General features: G+C 42.1%; 16 protein-coding genes. All 16 read left to right on the top strand.

Features of this window, described 5'->3' with window-relative positions; translation table 11 throughout:
• The first annotated feature begins 23 nt into the window (after positions 1-23).
• Positions 24-980, top strand: a complete 957-nt coding sequence (locus CWI84_RS06485; protein ID WP_126841773.1) for a Wzz/FepE/Etk N-terminal domain-containing protein — start codon at positions 24-26, stop codon at positions 978-980.
• Between the two features lie 15 nt (positions 981-995).
• Positions 996-3,782 carry an SLBB domain-containing protein gene (locus CWI84_RS06480; RefSeq protein WP_126841772.1) on the top strand — a complete coding sequence of 929 codons (2,787 nt, stop codon included), beginning with the start codon at positions 996-998 and terminating at the stop codon, positions 3,780-3,782.
• Positions 3,783-3,863: 81 nt separating this feature from the next.
• Complete coding sequence (locus CWI84_RS06475; protein WP_420843711.1) at positions 3,864-5,366, top strand: glucose-6-phosphate isomerase; 1,503 nt, start codon at positions 3,864-3,866, stop codon at positions 5,364-5,366.
• Entirely contained in the window at positions 5,366-6,676 is a 1,311-nt protein-coding gene (locus CWI84_RS06470; protein WP_126841770.1) for a nucleotide sugar dehydrogenase, read from the top strand. The genes CWI84_RS06475 and CWI84_RS06470 overlap by 1 nt, the downstream gene beginning before the upstream one ends.
• A complete protein-coding gene (locus tag CWI84_RS06465) occupies positions 6,676-7,656 on the top strand; it encodes a Gfo/Idh/MocA family oxidoreductase (RefSeq protein WP_126841769.1) in 981 nt (326 codons plus the stop codon). The genes CWI84_RS06470 and CWI84_RS06465 overlap by 1 nt, the downstream gene beginning before the upstream one ends.
• 4 nt (positions 7,657-7,660) lie before the next feature.
• Positions 7,661-8,242 carry an acyltransferase gene (locus CWI84_RS06460; protein WP_420843709.1) on the top strand — a complete coding sequence of 194 codons (582 nt, stop codon included), beginning with the start codon at positions 7,661-7,663 and terminating at the stop codon, positions 8,240-8,242.
• A gap of 9 nt (positions 8,243-8,251) precedes the next feature.
• Positions 8,252-9,331, top strand: a complete 1,080-nt coding sequence (locus CWI84_RS06455) for a DegT/DnrJ/EryC1/StrS family aminotransferase (protein WP_275540938.1) — start codon at positions 8,252-8,254, stop codon at positions 9,329-9,331.
• Entirely contained in the window at positions 9,328-10,416 is a 1,089-nt protein-coding gene (gene rfbB, locus CWI84_RS06450; RefSeq protein ID WP_126841767.1) for a dTDP-glucose 4,6-dehydratase, read from the top strand. Before CWI84_RS06455 ends, rfbB begins: the two co-directional genes overlap by 4 nt.
• Entirely contained in the window at positions 10,413-11,291 is an 879-nt protein-coding gene (gene rfbA, locus CWI84_RS06445) for a glucose-1-phosphate thymidylyltransferase RfbA (RefSeq protein WP_126841766.1), read from the top strand. Before rfbB ends, rfbA begins: the two co-directional genes overlap by 4 nt.
• Entirely contained in the window at positions 11,288-12,385 is a 1,098-nt protein-coding gene (locus CWI84_RS06440; protein WP_126841765.1) for a DegT/DnrJ/EryC1/StrS family aminotransferase, read from the top strand. Before rfbA ends, CWI84_RS06440 begins: the two co-directional genes overlap by 4 nt.
• A gap of 6 nt (positions 12,386-12,391) precedes the next feature.
• Positions 12,392-12,955, top strand: coding sequence for an acyltransferase (locus CWI84_RS06435; RefSeq protein ID WP_126841764.1), 564 nt, complete (start codon positions 12,392-12,394; stop codon positions 12,953-12,955).
• On the top strand, positions 12,952-14,136 hold the full coding sequence (locus CWI84_RS06430) for a TDP-N-acetylfucosamine:lipid II N-acetylfucosaminyltransferase family protein (RefSeq protein ID WP_126841763.1): 1,185 nt from the start codon (positions 12,952-12,954) through the stop codon (positions 14,134-14,136). The genes CWI84_RS06435 and CWI84_RS06430 overlap by 4 nt, the downstream gene beginning before the upstream one ends.
• A gap of 9 nt (positions 14,137-14,145) precedes the next feature.
• Positions 14,146-15,579, top strand: coding sequence for an oligosaccharide flippase family protein (locus CWI84_RS06425; RefSeq protein ID WP_126841762.1), 1,434 nt, complete (start codon positions 14,146-14,148; stop codon positions 15,577-15,579).
• A 33-nt stretch (positions 15,580-15,612) separates the two neighbouring features.
• Positions 15,613-16,713, top strand: a complete 1,101-nt coding sequence (locus tag CWI84_RS06420) for a glycosyltransferase family protein (protein ID WP_126841761.1) — start codon at positions 15,613-15,615, stop codon at positions 16,711-16,713.
• Positions 16,710-17,822: a glycosyltransferase gene (locus CWI84_RS06415; protein ID WP_126841760.1), complete on the top strand. Its 1,113-nt coding sequence runs from the start codon at positions 16,710-16,712 to the stop codon at positions 17,820-17,822. Before CWI84_RS06420 ends, CWI84_RS06415 begins: the two co-directional genes overlap by 4 nt.
• A complete protein-coding gene (wecB, locus tag CWI84_RS06410; RefSeq protein ID WP_126841759.1) occupies positions 17,819-18,883 on the top strand; it encodes a non-hydrolyzing UDP-N-acetylglucosamine 2-epimerase in 1,065 nt (354 codons plus the stop codon). The genes CWI84_RS06415 and wecB overlap by 4 nt, the downstream gene beginning before the upstream one ends.
• The last annotated feature ends 12 nt before the right edge of the window (positions 18,884-18,895 follow it).

Raw genomic sequence — 18,895 nt, 5'->3', positions numbered from 1 at the left:
AAATACGGACACTAGCGATAACTATGAATACAACACCTTCCAATTACCGACCCGATTCGGATTTTCCTTCACCACACTATGGTCCAGCAGAAGATGAGATCGACTTAAAAGAACTCATTTTGGCTATTTGGGCCGGGAAATGGTGGGTGATAGCCATTACCTCGGTGTTTGCCGTGTTGTCGGTGGTCGTCGCCTTATCGATGACCAATCGTTACGAAGCCAGCGTGACGCTTGCGCCGACAGAAGCGTCTAATGGCGCGGGCAATCTAGGACAGTTGGGCGGATTAGCATCCTTGGCTGGACTAAGCCTTGGTCAGCAGCCCGTCGATAAATCGGTGATGGCGTTAGAAGTCCTTGAATCGCGAAAGTTTCTGATGAACTTTATAGACAAACATCAGTTAACCGACGAAATCATGGCGGTTAAAGGGTGGGACCTAGTCACTAACACGCTGCACTACAACAGAGAGCTTTATAACCCGGAAACGGGAGAGTGGTTGCGTGAAGCAACCCCTCCGCGCCAACCAAAGCCATCATTACTGGAAACGGCAAAAGTATTTCATGAAATGCTAACGATTGAGCCGGAAGGCAATACTGGTTTAACCGTTGTGACCTTGGAATATTTTTCTCCTGTGTTAGCGAAGCAGTGGGTAGACTGGTTAGTGTCAGACCTCAACCAGACCATGCGTGAGCGTCAACAACAAGAAGCACAGCGAAGCATCAACTATTTGAACGAGCAGCTTACGAAAACACGAGTTTCTGAATTTAGGTCAGTGCTCTACGATTTAATAGAAGAACAAACAAAGACACTGATGTTCACTGAAGTACGGGACGAATATGTGTTTCAAACAGTGGACCCAGCGGTGGTAGCGGAAAAACGGTCGTCACCGCGCAGGGCACTTATTTGTATTTTAGGCACCTTTGTTGGTGGAGTGTTGGCAGTGATGTTTGTAGTCATCCGCTATTTTTGGAAGAAAGGGTAAACAACGGTGAAAAGCATGTTCGTAAATAGTCAATTCAGTCGTTTTTTGCAGAGAATGAGTGGCGCATTATTGCTAATGGCTTCGTTGTTTATGGTTGCCGTTGTTCCCACCGCTGCGCAAACCATGCCGACCCAACAGCAACTTGAACAGTTTAAAAAGCTTCCCAGAGCGCAGCAGCAGGCGTTGGCGCAGCAGTATGGCATTGACTTATCCCAGCTTAGCCAAGATACCGCTCAACAAACGGGTCCAACACAACAAACCACCGATACGGTAAATCCGCGGTTAGAAGATCAGCAAGATGCCATGGGCATGAATATCCCGTTGGACCAATTGACGCCGGCCCAACTGGCTGAACGCCTAAACGAGGAAGATCGCAAATTAAAGCCGTTTGGTTACGATATCTTTGCGGGTCAACCGAGTACCTACGCACCTGTGAGTAACGCACCGGTGCCAGCGAATTACTTAGTGGGTATCGGAGATAGCCTTCGTGTGCAACTGTTTGGTAAGGAAAACAACCAATACGTGATTCCAGTCACGCGCGAGGGAACGATCGTTATTCCCGGCCTTGCCCCCATCAACGTGGCAGGGTTGCACTACGATGAAGTGAAAGCGTTAATTAGTAGTACCGTAAAAGAACGGATGATTGGTATGGATGCCGCGGTATCTATGGCAGAGCTACGCTCAATGCAAGTGTTTGTTGTGGGCGAAGCCTATCAACCGGGGGCTTACACCGTTAGCTCGTTAACCACCATTAGCCAAGCACTGTTCCTTTCGGGCGGTGTGTCTGATATTGCCTCGTTACGTAATATTCAATTAAAACGTAACGGCAAAGTGGTGACGAACTTTGACCTATATGACTTATTAACCAAAGGCGACAATAGCCACGACCTATTATTGCGCCATGGTGACGTAGTATTTATTCCTGCTCGTGGCCCCATGGTCACTGTTGCGGGTGAAGTTACGCGGCCAGCGCTTTATGAGATTGTCCCAGGCGAAACGTGGGGCGATGTCTTAGCGTTTGCTGGCGGCGTGCTACCATCAGGTTACGAGCAAGCGGCGCAATTACTGCGTTACAACGGTGGGGAGCGCACGGTAGAAACGGTGAACCTTACTAAAAATGCGGATGAACTAGTCGCCAAAGGTGGCGATGAACTGATGGTCAATGCGGTTTCGCAACAAGTGAATAAAGGGATTAGTGTAATAGGCGCTGTCAGCCGTCCTGGTTATTACGAATTCAATCCGGGCAAAACGATCCAAGATATTTTACCTTCGGTAGAAAAAAGCCTACTTCCCATTACCGATCTTGGTTATGGCTTGGTGGTGCGGCAAGGAAAATTGCACAGGATAAGCGTACTACAGTTTAATGTGGCAGAGGCCATTGCTGGCAAACCAGGGGAAAACTTAACGCTGCAAGCGAACGACAAAATATTATTGTTTAGCCGCTACGAAGCGGCTGATGCCGAAAAGAATCAGTTAGACCAGTGGTTGAGAACAGAGTCAGACATCGCCAAGGAAGAACGCGAGGAAGTTATTAAGCAGTATCGAAAGAACTTTCTTGCCGGTTTGTTGCAGTCGGACGAAGAAGCGTTAACGCTTGACGAAAACGATCAACCTCAGCGGTTAGAAAGCTTCGACCGCGAATTAGAATCGATTTTTGATAATCAAACGGAAGAAGAAAAAGCGGTTAAGCAAATGGCCGAAGCGCAACGCGGCCCAGACTATTATTCTAAATATTCACGCCATAACTTGTTGCAACCGGTACTGTATAAACTGCGAAATCAGTACTCTTCTAGTGGCACACTGCCGCTGTTTTATGTTGATGGTGAAGTGCAAACCCCTGGGGTTTACCCACTGGCTGAGAACAGCAATGCACAACGTGCCGTTGAAGCGGCAGGCGGTTTGAAAGAGTCAGCATATTTGAAACGCGCTGACATCACGCGCACAGAAATTATTGATGGTGAAGCAACAACGCAGTATGTACCCGTTGATTTAGCCAAAGTCATGAATGAAGAGACGACGGTGCCCGTTCAAGGGCGCGATCAAATTAATATTTTAACCATTCCGTCGTGGCAAAACACCCTAAAAGTGACGTTAGCGGGCGAGGTGAAGTTCCCTGGTACCTATAACATTCGCCGTGGCGAAACGCTGAGCGAACTGATCAATCGTGCCGGTGGACTCACCCAATACGCGTTTGAACGGGGTGCCGTATTTACCCGCGAAGATTTGCGTGAAACCGAACAGTTGCAGCTAGAAAACTTAGCGCAACAACTGCGCCGAGAAATCGCCTCTAATATGCTCACCGACAATGGTGCCAACGTGTCTTACAGCGAGCTGAATAAACTGTTGGAGGATATGACCCGGATAGAGGCAGTTGGCCGTTTGATCATTAACCTTGATGATGTATTAGCGGCAAACCCCAACTCGCCGAATAATATTCAATTAAAAGATGGCGACCGCCTAATGGTACCTACGGTGAAAAATACCGTGAGTATTATTGGTGAAGTACAGCTACCGAGTTCTTACCGTTATCAAGCGGGGGTAAGCTTAGAAGACTACATTGCCAAAGCGGGCGGTTTGCGTGAAAAAGGCGATGAAGAACGCATTTATGTGATCAAAGCCAACGGCGCCATTGAGCTACCGGATTCGTCGTGGTTTGCAGTAAATCAAGATCTGGTGGAACCGGGCGACACCATTGTTGTGCCACTGGACTCACAATACGTGAACAATATCCAGTTGTGGAGCACCACCACACAAATTATGTACCAAATTGGTGTAGCCTTAGCCGCGTTCGCCAACCTCTAGCACTAACGTAGCCTGTCGCTATTGCGACAGGCATTAACCAGCACCAGAAAAAGCATGGACGACAAAAAACAACCAGAACCCGTGATCATAGAATCCGAATACTTGACGCTAGACGCCACTTACCAAGGATTATCGCTACAGGAAATAGCGGATTACGGAAAAAAAGTCTTACCCGAAAATTTCGACCACTTACGCGAACAACTGCTCAAAGGCGAATTTGAGAACCGGTCAGAAGGTCGTAAAGTGACCCACTGTTTAGCCCGCAGCATTCACAACGTAGTGACCGCTCGCGAGGGTAAAAACCGCTTTTGCGAAGTGGTGCAATTACTGCGCTCAGGGCGTTGGCTGGGTGCTACAGGCAAACCTATTACCGACGTGGTGAATATTGGTGTCGGAGGTTCGGATTTAGGGCCAATGATGGGCAGTTTTGCGCTAAAAGAATTTGCCGATGATGCGCAGTTACATGACTTGAATGTACACTTTGTGTCGTCGATGGACGGTGGCCAACTCTATGCGGTGCTGCCCATTATCGACCCAGAGACCACGCTGTTCATTATTGCCTCTAAGTCGTTTACCACCATCGACACGTTTGCCAATGTAGATACAGTCCGCGCTTGGATAGAGCCAATGCTGAGCCAAGAGCAATGGTTGCAGCGGCACGTTATTGGCGTATCGGCAAGCGCTCAAAAAATGACAGATTACGGTATTCCCCCTGCTCAGCAGTTTACCTTCGACGAAGGCGTAGGGGGACGGTTCTCGATGTGGACTGCGATAGGCCTAGCCATTGCGCTTAGTTGTGGCATTACTGTGTTTAAACAGATGCTGGAAGGCGCTAGAGCCATGGATGAACACTTCGGCAGCCAGCCGCTAGAACGCAATATTCCGTTACTGATGGCGCTGTACGGCGTTTATAACCGCTGGGAACGTGACATTAACAACCTGGCGATACTGCCTTATGACGGGCGCCTTAGGTATTTACCCAACTACCTTCAGCAGTTAGACATGGAGAGTAATGGAAAAAATTATACCTACGACAATAAGCCGATAGATTATCCAACAGGCCCAATTATCTGGGGTGGATTTGGGCCTAACGGGCAACATGCTTTTTTCCAGCATTTACACCAGGGAACGGAAGCGTTTACGGCGGATTTTGTGGTGGTGCTAGATAGAGATTCGAAGAAGTTTAACAAAAAAGTGGTGGCAAAATTAAAGCAACAACAACGGCTAGCAGTGGAAAACTGCTTAGCTCATCGGCAGTTGCTTTACTTTGGCGCTGAGGCAGCAGCGCAGCGACCGGATTTGGCTTACGCCGGTGGGCACAAGAGCAGCCTGCTGGTGGTGGAAAAGCTCACACCAAAATCGTTTGGTGGTTTAATTGCGACATACGAGCATAAAGTTTACGCCCAAGGGTTAATTTTTAAAGTGAACTCTTTTGACCAGCCCGGGGTGGAGAAGGGGAAAGTAAATGCAGTGGACTTGGGGCGAACTAGTCTTCTAGTTGGGACGTCTAACGTCAAAATTGTCGACTGCTCAACAAGATACAGTCTAGAAAAATTACATAAATTAATGTGTGGAGAAGTGTGATGGATTTCTGTAGTCAGCTGTGCGAAAGGTTAGACAAAAAGAGCGCAGTTATTGGTATCGTCGGTTTGGGGTATGTCGGTTTACCATTGATGTTGAGATATAGCGAAATCGGATATCAAGCTATAGGGCTGGATATTGACCAGTCAAAAATCGATGCGCTGAATAGTGGTGAGAGTTATATTGAGCATATTCCTGCAGAAAAGGTTCGTAATGCAGTTCAATCAAGTTTTAAGGCATATTCAGATTTTTCTAAGGCTAAGGAGTGTGATGCCCTGATACTTTGCGTGCCTACCCCTTTAAATAAATATCGAGAACCAGATCTGAGTTATGTTACCAATACGATTGAAGCGCTTTTGCCCCACATGCGAGAGGGGCAATTGATTTCACTCGAAAGCACGACTTATCCTGGAACTACAGATGAAGAGATAGTTTCTCGATTAGAAAGACAAGGTTTCACAGTGGGCAAGAATATATTTGTTGTTTACTCCCCAGAGCGCGAAGATCCGGGTAATCCAAATTTTGAGACTAGAACTATACCAAAAGTTGTAGGTGGAGTTACGCAGCAATGTCTTTCTGCAGGAGTGCGGCTATACGGTCAGGCAATAGATCAAACAGTTCCAGTCAGTTCAACTAGAGCTGCAGAAATGACTAAGCTACTCGAAAATATCCATCGAGCGGTCAATATTGGTCTAGTAAATGAGATGAAAATCGTTGCTGACCGCATGGGGATTGATATTTTTGAAGTAATAGATGCTGCCGCCACAAAGCCATTTGGTTTCACGCCTTACTATCCAGGACCGGGGTTAGGGGGGCACTGTATCCCAATTGATCCGTTTTATTTAACGTGGAAGGCGCGTGAATATGGGTTAAACACCCGTTTTATTGAGCTTTCGGGTGAAGTAAATCGCGCAATGCCAGAGTACGTTGTCTCGAAGTTAATGGATGGGCTAAATCACCATAAGAAATCCTTGTATGGGAGCAAGGTGCTCGTTCTAGGCATAGCGTACAAGAAGAACGTTGACGATATGCGTGAATCGCCATCAGTAGAAATTATGGAGATTTTACGCCGTAAAGGGGCGAACGTTGCTTACAGCGATCCTCACGTGCCGAAATTTCCGAAAATGCGGGAACACAATTTTGACCTAACAAGCATTGCGTTAACGAAAGAAAGCTTAACGGAATTTGATGCGGTAATTATCGCTACAAACCACGATAAATTTAACTACGAAGCAATCTATGAGCACTCGAAATTGATTATCGATTCCCGAGGCCAATTCCGAGGAAAAAATGGCAAGGTAATTAAAGCGTAATGAAAAATAATAACTGTCCTACTAAAAATTTTGCGCTAATCGGTGCGGCGGGTTATATCGCGCCACGCCATATGAAAGCAATCAAAGAAACGAATAATCACTTAGCTGCTGCATACGATATCAACGATTCTGTAGGAATTATCGATAGCATCTCACCGGCAAGTGAATTCTTTACCGACTTCGAGCGTTTTTACGAATACGCTTGGAAATTAAAGAGAACTGATAACTCAGCTCTTGATTACGTTTCTGTGTGCTCGCCCAACCATATGCATTCTGCTCATATTGCAGCAGGGCTGCGATTAGGGTGCAATGTGATTTGTGAAAAGCCGCTGGTACCAACATCTGCAGACTTGGACGAACTGCAACGTGTAGAAAATGAAACAGGTAAGCGAGTCTTCAATATCTTGCAGTTACGGCATCATCCGGCAATTCTTGAATTAAGAAACAAAGTAGCGAAATCTAATAAGACTGAAAAACACAAAGTAGAGTTAACGTACATTACCTCTAGAGGCCGTTGGTACTTAGAAAGTTGGAAAGGCGACCCAAGAAAATCATTTGGAGTAGCAACCAATATTGGCGTGCACTTTTTCGATATGTTGCATTTTATTTTTGGCAAGCTTGAAAAAAATATATTGCACTACAGTGATGAGCTTAAGGCATCAGGTTATTTAGAGTACGAGCAAGCACGAGTAAAATGGTTACTATCAATTGATGCTAACGATTTGCCGGAAGACGTGAAAGGTAAAAGGCCGACGTTTAGAACGATCAATTGTGATGGTGACGAACTCGAGTTTTCTGGTGGATTTACGGACCTCCACACTGTCAGCTATCAAGAAATATTAGCGGGTAACGGCTACGGGATTGAAGATGCTAGGCATTGTGTTGAGACGGTTGAGGCTATTAGAAGCCAATCGCCCAAACAGCCTGCTCGAAACGAGGCTCATCCTTTTTTAACCAGCTTGATAAATCCCCGGCGTTAACGGTATGTCTTTGAATTATTTTAAACACGATTCGGCAATTGTAGATGACGGCGCACAAATCGGCGTTGATAGTCGCATTTGGCATTTTGTTCATGTTTGTAGTGGAGCCAAAATTGGTAAAGGGGTTTCCTTGGGACAAAATGTATTTGTTGGTAACAAGGTGGTTATTGGCGACCACTGTAAGGTACAAAATAACGTATCGGTCTACGATAACGTGTATTTAGATGAAGGCGTTTTCTGTGGCCCTAGCATGGTATTTACCAATGTATACAATCCGCGCTCGCTGATTGAACGCAAAGACGAGTATAAAGATACTGTGGTTAAGAAAGGGGCGTCGTTAGGTGCAAATTGTACGATTGTTTGCGGTGTAACGATTGGGGCCTATGCGTTTGTTGGCGCTGGAGCCGTTGTGAATAAAGACGTGCCAGATTATGCTTTGGTCGTGGGCGTTCCAGCGCGCCATGTAGGCTGGATGAGCGAATACGGAGAACAGTTAGAATTACCTCTGAAAGGCGAAGGTTCTGCCGTGTGTTCGCATACTGGTGTTGTTTATACCTTGAAAGATGGTTGTTTGATTAAAAGCTAAGAGCGTATTATGGAATTTATAGATTTAGCGGCACAACAGGCGAGAATCAAAGATCAGATCGATTCAGGCATAGCGCGTGTTCTTGCTCATGGCAAGTATATTCTAGGCCCTGAAGTACAAGAGCTAGAAGAGAAGTTAGCTGATTATGCTGGCACAAAATATTGCATTACTGTAGCGAACGGAACCGACGCACTGCAAATAGCCCAAATGGCTTTGGGAATAGGGCCCGGCGACGAAGTCATTACGCCTGGCTTTACCTATATCGCAACGGCAGAAACGGTCGCGTTATTGGGTGCAAAACCTGTTTATGTAGATATTGATCCCAAAACCTACAATCTTGACCCAACATTAATTGAAGCGGCGATTACTGATAAAACTAAAGCAATCATTCCTGTATCGCTTTACGGGCAACCAGCAGATTTTGATAAAATTAATGCGATTGCAGCTAAATACAAGATTCCAGTAATTGAAGACGCAGCACAAAGTTTTGGTGCGACTTATAAAGGTCGTAAATCGTGTAATTTAAGCACTATTGCTTGTACAAGTTTTTTCCCTAGCAAGCCTCTTGGCTGCTATGGGGATGGTGGAGCGATTTTTACGAACGATGAAGAACTTGCTGTTGTGATGCGACAAATAGCCAGACATGGCCAAGATCGCAGATATCATCATATACGAGTAGGCGTTAATAGCCGTTTGGATACCATTCAAGCTGCTATTCTGTTGCCAAAGTTGGCAATATTGGATGATGAAATTCGACTTCGCAATGAGGTTGCTAAAAACTATGGAGTGCTATTATCGGAGGTTAACGTAGATTTGTTGCCCCAGGTTGACGACCAGAGTATATCAGCATGGGCGCAGTATACTATCCAAGTTAATGACCGAAAGGCAGTACAGGAGGCATTCAAATCTGCAAATATACCGACGGCTGTACATTATCCAATTCCTTTGAATAGACAACCAGCAGTCGCAGATAACAGTAACATCTTAAATATTGGTGACAGTCTTGCAGAAAAAGTACTTAGCCTTCCAATGCATCCTTACCTCAAGAGCAGCTCTCAGTCTCAAATCAAGGAATTCTTCTTAAAATGAGAATATTGGTAACTGGTGGTGCCGGTTTTATAGGCTCTGCGGTAATTCGACATATAATCAATGATACTGAATATAGCGTTATAAATGTTGATAAGCTAACGTATGCAGGAAACCTTGAAAATCTTAAAGAGGTAGAAAAAAGCCCTAGATACTCCTTCGAAAAAGTAGATATCTGCGACGCCGAAAATATAAAGCGTATATTTAGAGATTATGAACCTGATGTCGTAATGCACTTAGCTGCAGAATCTCATGTCGATAGGTCAATTGATGAACCTATGGAATTTATCAATACGAATGTAATTGGCACGTTTAATCTTCTTGAACAGTTTAGACGTTATTATGAGTCTATTTCTGTAGATAAGCGCAGAAAACTAAGGTTTCATCACATATCCACCGATGAAGTATATGGCGACTTACCTCATCCTGACGACGACCCTGATGCGTTATTCTCGCTATTTACAGAAGAGACTTCTTATTCCCCTAGTTCGCCATATAGCGCATCTAAGGCTAGTAGTGATCATTTAGTCCGTGCTTGGGGGAGAACTTACGGTATTCCTATAGTCATTACGAATTGTTCAAATAATTATGGTCCGTTTCATTTTCCAGAAAAGCTTATCCCATTGATCATTTTAAATGCGCTAGAGGGTAAGCAGCTACCGGTTTACGGCAAAGGAAATCAAATACGGGACTGGCTACATGTCGAAGATCACGCTCGCGCATTGGTAAAAGTAGCCATGGAGGGTCGAACAGGTGAAACCTACAATATTGGTGGGCATAACGAAAAGGAAAACTTAGAAGTAGTAAGCACGATTTGCGACATACTTGATGAGCTAGTACCGAAAAATAGCTCATATAAGGAACTAATAGCCCATGTTGAAGATCGGCCTGGCCACGATATGCGTTACGCTATTGACTCAACCAAAATTAAAAGTGATTTAGGCTGGATGCCTGAAGAGACCTTCGAATCAGGTATTCGAAAGACGGTTCAGTGGTACTTAGATAACCAAGAATGGTGCAAACGAGTTCAAGATGGAAGCTACCAGAAAGAGCGGCTAGGAAGCGCACATTCAGGAGAATTGGCATGAAAGGAATAGTATTAGCAGGCGGTTCAGGAACGCGTTTGTATCCGATAACAAAAGGCGTATCGAAGCAACTACTGCCAATTTATGATAAGCCAATGATTTATTATCCGCTATCGGTATTAATGCTGGCCGGTATTCGTGAAATTCTCATTATTTCGACGCCTGAAGATCTACCGAATTTTGAAAAGTTGCTAGGAGATGGTTCGCAGTTCGGTATTGAACTGTCTTACAAAGAGCAACCAACTCCAGATGGTTTAGCACAAGCTTTTATTATTGGTGAAGAGTTTATTGGTAATGATCGTGTTTGCTTAGTACTTGGCGACAATATTTTTTATGGTCAGGGTTTTAGTCCTAAACTACAGCATGCTGCAAGGCAAACATCGGGAGCAACTGTATTTGGCTACCAAGTAAAAGATCCCGAGCGCTTTGGGGTCGTCGAATTTGATGACACTAAGCGCGCCATTTCAATTGAAGAAAAGCCTGCCGAACCTAAATCAAATTACGCGGTTACTGGACTATATTTCTATGACAATGATGTTGTCGAAATAGCGAAGCAAGTAACCCCATCAGACCGAGGAGAGCTTGAAATTACCAGTATAAATCAAGCTTACCTAGAGCGTGGCGACTTAAATGTAGAGCTTCTAGGAAGAGGTTTTGCGTGGTTGGATACCGGCACACATGAGAGCTTGCTAGAAGCTGCACAGTTTGTTGAAACCATTGAAAAACGTCAGGGTTACAAAATTGCCTGCCTAGAAGAAATAGGCTACCTACAAAATTGGTTGAGTTGGGGGCAGGTGCAACAGACCGGTCACGATTTGCAAAAAAATGGTTACGGTGAATATCTTCTTAGTCTTAATTCGAAGAAGTCGTCAGTATGATACCTGTTACAAAGCCTTATCTTCCTGACCGTGAAAAGCTAGATAAGTATATCGATGGTATTTATGAGCGTGAATGGTTGACCAATAATGGTCCTTTAGTACAAGAGTTGACCAAACGTTTAGAAGAATACCTTGGTGTTGAAAATTTAATGTTAGTTTCAAACGGGACGCTTGCACTGCAAATTGCCTACCGCGCGCTTGGCGTTAGCACAACTAACCGAGACGAAAAACCTGAAGCTATAACGACGCCATTCACGTTTGTGGCGACGGCAAGCTCTCTAAAATGGGAAGGAGTAGAGCCTGTATTTGCTGACATAGATAGCGATACTTGGTGTTTAGATCCTAAAAACATCGAAAAAGCTATAACACCGCAAACTAAAGCTATTGTGCCTGTACATGTATTCGGTAATGCCTGTGAAGTAGAAGCCATTGATGAAATAGCTAAAAAACACGACTTAAAGGTAATTTATGACGCTGCTCATGCTTTTGGAGTTAATTATAAAGGCGAAAGCTTGTTGCAGCATGGCGACGCAGCGATATTGAGTTTTCATGCGACTAAGTTGTTTCACACTATTGAAGGCGGTGCTATTGTTTTTAAGCGAAAAGAAGACTTAGAAACAGCTAAAAGAATGATGAGCTTTGGAATTACTGGCCTTGATAATACTATTGAAGAGCTTGGAATTAACGCAAAAATGAATGAGTTTCAGGCTGCTATGGGGTTAGCAAATTTGGAGGACATCGAAGCGATAATTATGACTCGAAGGCAAATTAAAGAGCTGTATAATAGAGAACTAGCTGGTAGCTGCATACTCCAGAAAGAATGCCCTTATATTACAGGAAATGGCGCTTATGTACCAATCGTATTGGATAACGAAAAAGAGTTGTTAAATTTAGAGGTTAGCTTAAAAAGTATAGACATTTATCCTCGTCGCTATTTCTCTCCATCTTTAGACTCGTTAAAAATAATTACAAATAGTTCAACTCAAAAATATTCGAACTATATAGCTTCGAGAATTTTATGCTTGCCGATTTATGTCTCGTTAAGTCAAGAAATTATTAATTTAATTATTAACGTAGTGAAACGCAGGGAATAAGCAGTTATGGCTTTTTTAAGTCAATCAGAACTAAATAAATTAGGCTTCAAGAGCCTAGGCTCTAATGTATTAATCTCAGATAAAACTTCAATTTATAATCCCGCAGGAATTTCAATAGCTTCAAACGTCAGAATAGATGACTTCTGTGTGCTTTCAGCTGGTGTTGGAGGGATAGATATTGGTAGCAATATTCATTTAGCGGTATTTTCATCAATAATTGGAGAAGGAAGAGTTATACTCTCCGATTTCTGTAATATTTCCTCGCGAGTAAGTATTTACAGTAGTAACGATGACTACTCTGGAGCTTCGATGACTAATCCAATGATTCCAGATGAATACAAAAAGGTTACTGTAGCTGATGTACGTATAGGTCGCCATGTAATTATTGGTTCTGGCTCAGTTATTTTGCCAGGCGTGAATATAAACGATGGTGCTGTTGTCGGAGCTTTAAGCCTTGTTAATAAAAATTGCGAAGAAAATAAAGTTTATTCTGGTGTTCCTGCGAAATTTTTAAAGGAGCGAAAGCAAAATTTCCTTGAACTTGAAAGGAGCTTCTTGAATAGAATATGAAAATTCTGCATTTGGCAACTGACAGTAAGTTCATAGATCATGCAAGTTTACTGTTTGAAAAAGCCTTTCCTGAATCAAATGATATATATATATTTTCAAGATCGAAAAAACTTAAATATGTAAATCAATCTGTTGATAAGATAATTAAGCCCAATAGAATATTGAAAAGACCAACTTTAAATTCTCATGACTACGCTGAGTATGATGTTATCGTTTTTCACTCTTTAAGTGGTTTACTGTGCTTGGAAGTTTTTTCAATTCCAGGTGAAATTCCAACAATTTGGTTCGGATGGGGTTATGATTATTACGATCTGATTACCTCTCAGGAATCATTGCTTTTAGCAGGGACTCATAAGCTGAAAAATAATGTCAGAAAAAAAAGTTATGTTTCATTCATAGTAAGGACATTTAGAACTGTATTTGAAAAGCTAAAAATAAATAAAACGAAAACGGCCGCAATTGAAAAAATAACTTTGTTCTCACCGGTATTGCCTCAAGAGTATGATTTAGTTAAAAAATCAATGCTCTGGAAGAAGTTCCCAGAATATTGCCAATGGAATTATGGGACGATAGAAGATAACTTTGTAAGAGGATATGAAAATACCGAAATTGATTCAAACTCAGTTTTAGTTGGAAATAGTGCTTCGTCAACGAATAATCATTTAGAAGCGCTTAGTTTACTTAGAAAGCTAAACGTGACTGATCGGGACGTTGTAGTACCTTTGAGTTACGGTAATAAGGAATATGGTAATAGAATAAAGCAGTTAGGCTACGAATTATTCGATAAAAAATTTTTTCCTTTAATAGATTTTATGCCGGTTGATGATTACGTACGAGTTATCAAAAAATGTGGCTTTGTTATAATGAACCATAAAAGGCAGCAGGCTGTCGGAAATATCGTGATAATGTTCTACTTTGGTGCTCGTATTTTCCTTAGAGAAGAAAATCCAGCTTATATTTTTTTTAAAGAAAATGGGTTAGTGTTATCGTCTGTTCAAGAACTTGAAAAAGATCCATTGTTAATAGGTAAGCCATTGTCTCTCATAGAAAAAAGGATTAACCGAAGACTAATTGTAGACTACTGGTGTCGTAAAAAAGGAATTGAAAGAACTAAAGATATAGTGAAAAGAGCTATAAAGTTGAGTCTACAGCTTAATAAACCAGTAAAAACTCAAACGTAGATATTTAAATTGACACCAAGAAACATCCTTAGTTTTGCAATAGGCCCTGTTGGCGGGGCCCTCCTTGGGCTTATAACCCTACCTCTAGTCACTTGGTTTTTTTCCCAAGAAGATGTGGGGCGCCTGTCAATGCTTCAAGTGACTTTAAGTTTTGGCGTGCTATTATTCAGTCTTGGACTGGATCAAGCTTATGTAAGAGAGTTTCACGAGCGGGAGGATAAACCTGCACTGCTGAAACAAGCTGCCTTACCAGGATTCTTATTGCTTACATTTTTTATTGCGGTCTTTTTATGCTTTGGAGAGTTATTTTCAGACTTATTGTTTGAAGTTCCTGCGGTTCATCTAAGCCTGCTGGTTGCGCTTGGTTTGCTAGCTAGTTTTACGTCGCGTTTTTTATCGCTAGTTTTGCGCATGAACGAACGTGGATTCGCTTATTCAATGAGTCAGCTTTTACCCAAATTGTTATTAGTTATTCTAGTTAGCTTATACGTATTACTTGGAGCTGATAAAACCTTAACAAACCTAGTAGCGGCAACTATCGTTTCTCTCGTCGCTGTAACATTGGTATTTGCGTGGAATACTCGGGAGGAGTGGGTCAAGGCAGTGTCTGCGCCTTTTGATTTAAACGAAGTTAAATCGATGCTGAGGTTTGGTCTTCCGCTAATTCTAGGAGGACTTGCTTTTTGGGGGCTAACTGCACTTGATAAAGTGTTTCTTCGTGCCCTTTCTAGCTATGAAGAATTGGCGGTATATTCGGTTTCCGTAAGCTTTGCTGCGGTAGCTACAATATTTCAAACGGTTTTCTCAACTCTTTGGGCTCCAACAGTATATAAATGGGCTAGCTTCGGGGAAGGCATTGAGAATATTAGTAAAGTGCAACGTTATGTAACATTTGTCGTTGTTACTGTTTTTTGTTTAGCTGGTCTTCTATCATGGCTGATTCCTACGGTTCTTCCAGAAAGTTATGACGATGTTCAGTGGATAATGGTTTCTTGCCTTGGATTTCCTTTGCTTTACACTCTTTCTGAGACTACTGTTGTTGGGATTGGGGTTTCTAGAAAAAGCTTGTTCTCAATGATAGCTTCTATATCCGCATTCATTATTAACATCTTAGGTAACTTACTACTTATTCCCAACTTTGGTGCAAAAGGCGCAGCAGTAAGTACATGCCTATCATTCTTTATATTCTTTGTTCTTCGAACAGAATTCTCTAACTATCTTTGGATAAAATTTAGTAGAGGATTAATGTACAAATTTTCATTCTTATCGGTTTCTACTGCTGTTTCATATACATTGTTTGGTGAAGGAAATATTGGGGTTTTTTCTCTTCTGTGGTTTTTTATACTCTTTTATGCGCTTCTTGAATTCAGGCTTGAGCTTAAAGACGCAAGCTTGTTTGTATTTAATAGACTAAGAAAGTTTCTCCCTAAATTCAGTCAGTAGATGTAAGAAAATTCATAGTTAAGAGATTCTGTTTTGAATATAATTTTTCACTATCCTATGCCATTGGAAAAAGAGTCAAAGTCAGCTAGCGGTATCCGTCCGATTCGCATGTTAGAGGCTTTCAGAGCTCATGGGTTTAATGTAGAAGTCATTTCCGGTTACGGGTACGAACGAAGGCGATCAATTAAAAGATTAAAGAAAAAGATAAAGTCAGGGGAGAAATACCTTTTTGCTTATTCGGAAGCAACAACCATGCCGACAACTCTCACGGAAAAGAATCACCTTCCAAGTTACCCCCTGTTAGACTTCTTTTTTTTTCGTTTTTTAAAAAAAGAGAATGTTCCTATAGGACTTTTTTACAGAGATGTTTATTGGCGCTTCCCGAACTATGGAAAAGGTTTAGGTTTTTTTAGAAAGTACTTGGCAATCATAGCGTACTTAACAGACTTAGCCTTTTATAGAGTAACTTTAACCCGATTTTATTTGCCGTCGACAGAAATGTCTAGTTATATACCGGTGATAGATAAATCAAAAATTTCTGTTTTGCCTCCAGGTTATAGATTCAGATATACAGAATCATTAAATAACAAAGAATACGAAGACACAGATAAAAAGTTAAAGTTATTTTACGTTGGGGGGCTGTCAGAACATTATAGATTACACAAATTGTTTTTAGCCTTATCTAACTTGCCGAATATCGAATGCACTGTCTGCACGAGGGAAGATGAGTGGCACATAGTCAAAGAACAATATGGGACCTTGCCTTCGAATATTAGTATTATTCACGAGTCAGGAGATGCGATGTACGAACGGTTAGATGACTCAGATATAGCTCTCCTCTTTGTTGAGCCTCATATCTATTGGACGTTCGCCTCTCCTGTAAAATTGTTTGAATATATAGGTTTTGCTAAACCTATAATAGCTTCAAAAGGCACCCTTACAGGTAGCTTTGTAGAAGCGAATGATATCGGGTGGACGATTCCTTACGAAGAAAATTCTATAAAAGAATTACTATTGGATATCTGTCAACGTAAAGCACAAGTAAGTGAAAAAGTTGAAAGACTTAAGAAAATTCAAGCTGCTCATACGTGGAAGAGTCGAGCAAAAAAAGTCATTGAGGATTTAACACCTTGAAAATAGTTTTACTAGCTGCCGCGTCTTCAATACATACATTAAAATGGGCCAACGGTTTATGCGAACGAGGTCACGAAGTATACGTATTTAGTCAACACAAAGCACTTGAAGATTTTAATCAAGGCGTCACTGTCTATACATTTCCGAATAGAGGTGTACTTGGGTACTTCTTGATGGTTCGTCGTGTCAGAATTTTAGTGGATAAAATCAGACCAGATCTGGTTAATGCTCACTACGCTAGTGGCTATGGCACTACTGCGCGGCTATTGAATTATCGACCATGGGTGCTATCAGTTTGGGGGAGCGATGTATATGACTTCCCCAAAAAATCGTTTTTACATAAATATTTGGTTAGGGGAAATTTGCAATCTACCGACGTGATTTGCTCGACAAGTAAGTGTATGGCAGACGAGACAATGAAACTTATTTCTGAAACAAAAGAAATTAGTATAACTCCCTTTGGAGTTGATCTAAAAACTTTCAAAACTAAAGCGGAAATCGGACCAGCTGAAAATAAGGTTGTGATTGGTACGATAAAATCTATGCAATGGAAGTACGGGGTTGATACGTTAATTGAGGCATTTGCAATATTAAAAGAAAAAATAAGGTTAACTTCTAAAGCCTCTGATATACAGCTCGAGTTAAGACTGATTGGTGATGGTGAGCAAACTGAAGAATTAAAAGGCTTGGCCAATAAACTTGGAATAGGGAAAAGTGTAAAATTTGTCGGTCGCATACCACACAGTAAAGTACCCAGTGAATTGTCTAAGCTAGATATTTTTGTTGCTCTCAGCAGGCTAGATAGTGAAAGTTTTGGTGTAGCAGTAGTAGAGGCAAGTGCCTCAGGAATTCCGGTCGTTGTATCGGATGCTGGTGGTTTACCCGAAGTAACAATAAATGGCAAAACTGGCTTCGTTGTGCCAAGAGAGAGCCCAGCTGATGCAGCGGAAAAATTGGAAATGTTAGTCAGAAACTCTCGGCTTAGAGCTGAGATTGGCTCAAACGGTAGACTTCATGTCGAAAAAATGTATTCCTGGAAGAGTTGTTTAGACAAGATGGAATCGGTATATAACGATGTGATTGAAGGTAAAAGAGTTCTTGGCAAATGATAAAAATTTTCACTGTAATAGGGGCTAGACCTCAATTTATAAAAGCCAGCGTGGTTTCTAAAGCAATACAGCAAGCTTCTAGTATCAAGGAAACAATACTGCATACGGGTCAACATTTTGACAAAAATATGTCAGATATCTTTTTTAATCAATTAGGTATTCCTAAGCCGTCAATTAAGCTCAACGTTAACGGTGGTAATCATGGGCAAATGACCGGACGCATGCTCATAGAGATTGAAGAAGCTCTACTGCATGAAAAACCAGATAGGGTTCTTGTTTATGGTGATACAAACTCAACACTTGCTGGTGCACTGGCAGCCGCAAAGCTTAATATCCCCGTAGCTCACGTTGAGGCGGGGTTAAGAAGCTTTAACAATCAGATGCCCGAGGAAATAAATAGAATACTGACCGATAGGCTCAGTGATGTGCTTTTTTGCCCTACAGAACTGGCAGTTAAGAATTTGAGAGATGAAGGAATCGATAAAACTTCTAAAAAGGTTTTCAAGTCTGGTGACGTCATGCAAGATGCCGCTCTATTTTTCTCCCGTGAACTTGACTCTGAAATAAGTAATTCAGGTGATGGAAACTTTGTTCTGGCGACCCTCCATCGAGCAGAAAATACTGATAATCCTAAGCGACTGGCTAGCCTTGTTCGTGGATTAAATCGGGTTCACAAGCACGTGTCCCCTGTTGTCCTTCCGCTTCATCCAAGAACCAAAAAACTGATTCAAAAACAAGGCTTGTCTCTAGATGTAGATATTATTGATCCTGTTGGGTATTTTGAGATGTTGAACCTTTTAAGGCGTTGCCAGCTAGTGTTAACTGATAGCGGAGGCGTACAGAAAGAAGCTTTCTTTTTCAATAAGGCTTGCGTGACAATGAGAGATCAGACTGAATGGGTAGAGTTGATTGATATTGGTGCAAATGAACTAGTTGGAGCTGATGAGGAACTTTTGTTTTTAGCTGCAAAAAGTAGTTTAGGGCGTTATGTTGAGGATGACGACAATCTTTACGGCGGAGGGACTGCCGCCAAAAGAATTGTGAGACAGCTGTTGGACTAATTAATATTAAGA

It is taken from the genome of Idiomarina tyrosinivorans (genome assembly GCF_003987475.1).
GTDB classification, from domain to species: domain Bacteria; phylum Pseudomonadota; class Gammaproteobacteria; order Enterobacterales; family Alteromonadaceae; genus Idiomarina; species Idiomarina tyrosinivorans.
This window is presented reverse-complemented; position numbering and strand designations above follow the sequence as displayed.

What these genes read in the sequence shown, in the direction of transcription:
- CWI84_RS06485 (WP_126841773.1), top strand. Translation starts at nt 24, where the DNA reads ATGAATACAACACCTTCCAATTACCGACCCGATTCGGATTTTCCTTCA.
- CWI84_RS06480 (WP_126841772.1), top strand. Translation starts at nt 996, where the DNA reads ATGTTCGTAAATAGTCAATTCAGTCGTTTTTTGCAGAGAATGAGTGGC.
- CWI84_RS06470 (WP_126841770.1), top strand. Translation starts at nt 5,366, where the DNA reads ATGGATTTCTGTAGTCAGCTGTGCGAAAGGTTAGACAAAAAGAGCGCA.
- CWI84_RS06465 (WP_126841769.1), top strand. Translation starts at nt 6,676, where the DNA reads ATGAAAAATAATAACTGTCCTACTAAAAATTTTGCGCTAATCGGTGCG.
- CWI84_RS06460 (WP_420843709.1), top strand. Translation starts at nt 7,661, where the DNA reads ATGTCTTTGAATTATTTTAAACACGATTCGGCAATTGTAGATGACGGC.
- CWI84_RS06455 (WP_275540938.1), top strand. Translation starts at nt 8,252, where the DNA reads ATGGAATTTATAGATTTAGCGGCACAACAGGCGAGAATCAAAGATCAG.
- rfbB (WP_126841767.1), top strand. Translation starts at nt 9,328, where the DNA reads ATGAGAATATTGGTAACTGGTGGTGCCGGTTTTATAGGCTCTGCGGTA.
- rfbA (WP_126841766.1), top strand. Translation starts at nt 10,413, where the DNA reads ATGAAAGGAATAGTATTAGCAGGCGGTTCAGGAACGCGTTTGTATCCG.
- CWI84_RS06440 (WP_126841765.1), top strand. Translation starts at nt 11,288, where the DNA reads ATGATACCTGTTACAAAGCCTTATCTTCCTGACCGTGAAAAGCTAGAT.
- CWI84_RS06435 (WP_126841764.1), top strand. Translation starts at nt 12,392, where the DNA reads ATGGCTTTTTTAAGTCAATCAGAACTAAATAAATTAGGCTTCAAGAGC.
- CWI84_RS06430 (WP_126841763.1), top strand. Translation starts at nt 12,952, where the DNA reads ATGAAAATTCTGCATTTGGCAACTGACAGTAAGTTCATAGATCATGCA.
- wecB (WP_126841759.1), top strand. Translation starts at nt 17,819, where the DNA reads ATGATAAAAATTTTCACTGTAATAGGGGCTAGACCTCAATTTATAAAA.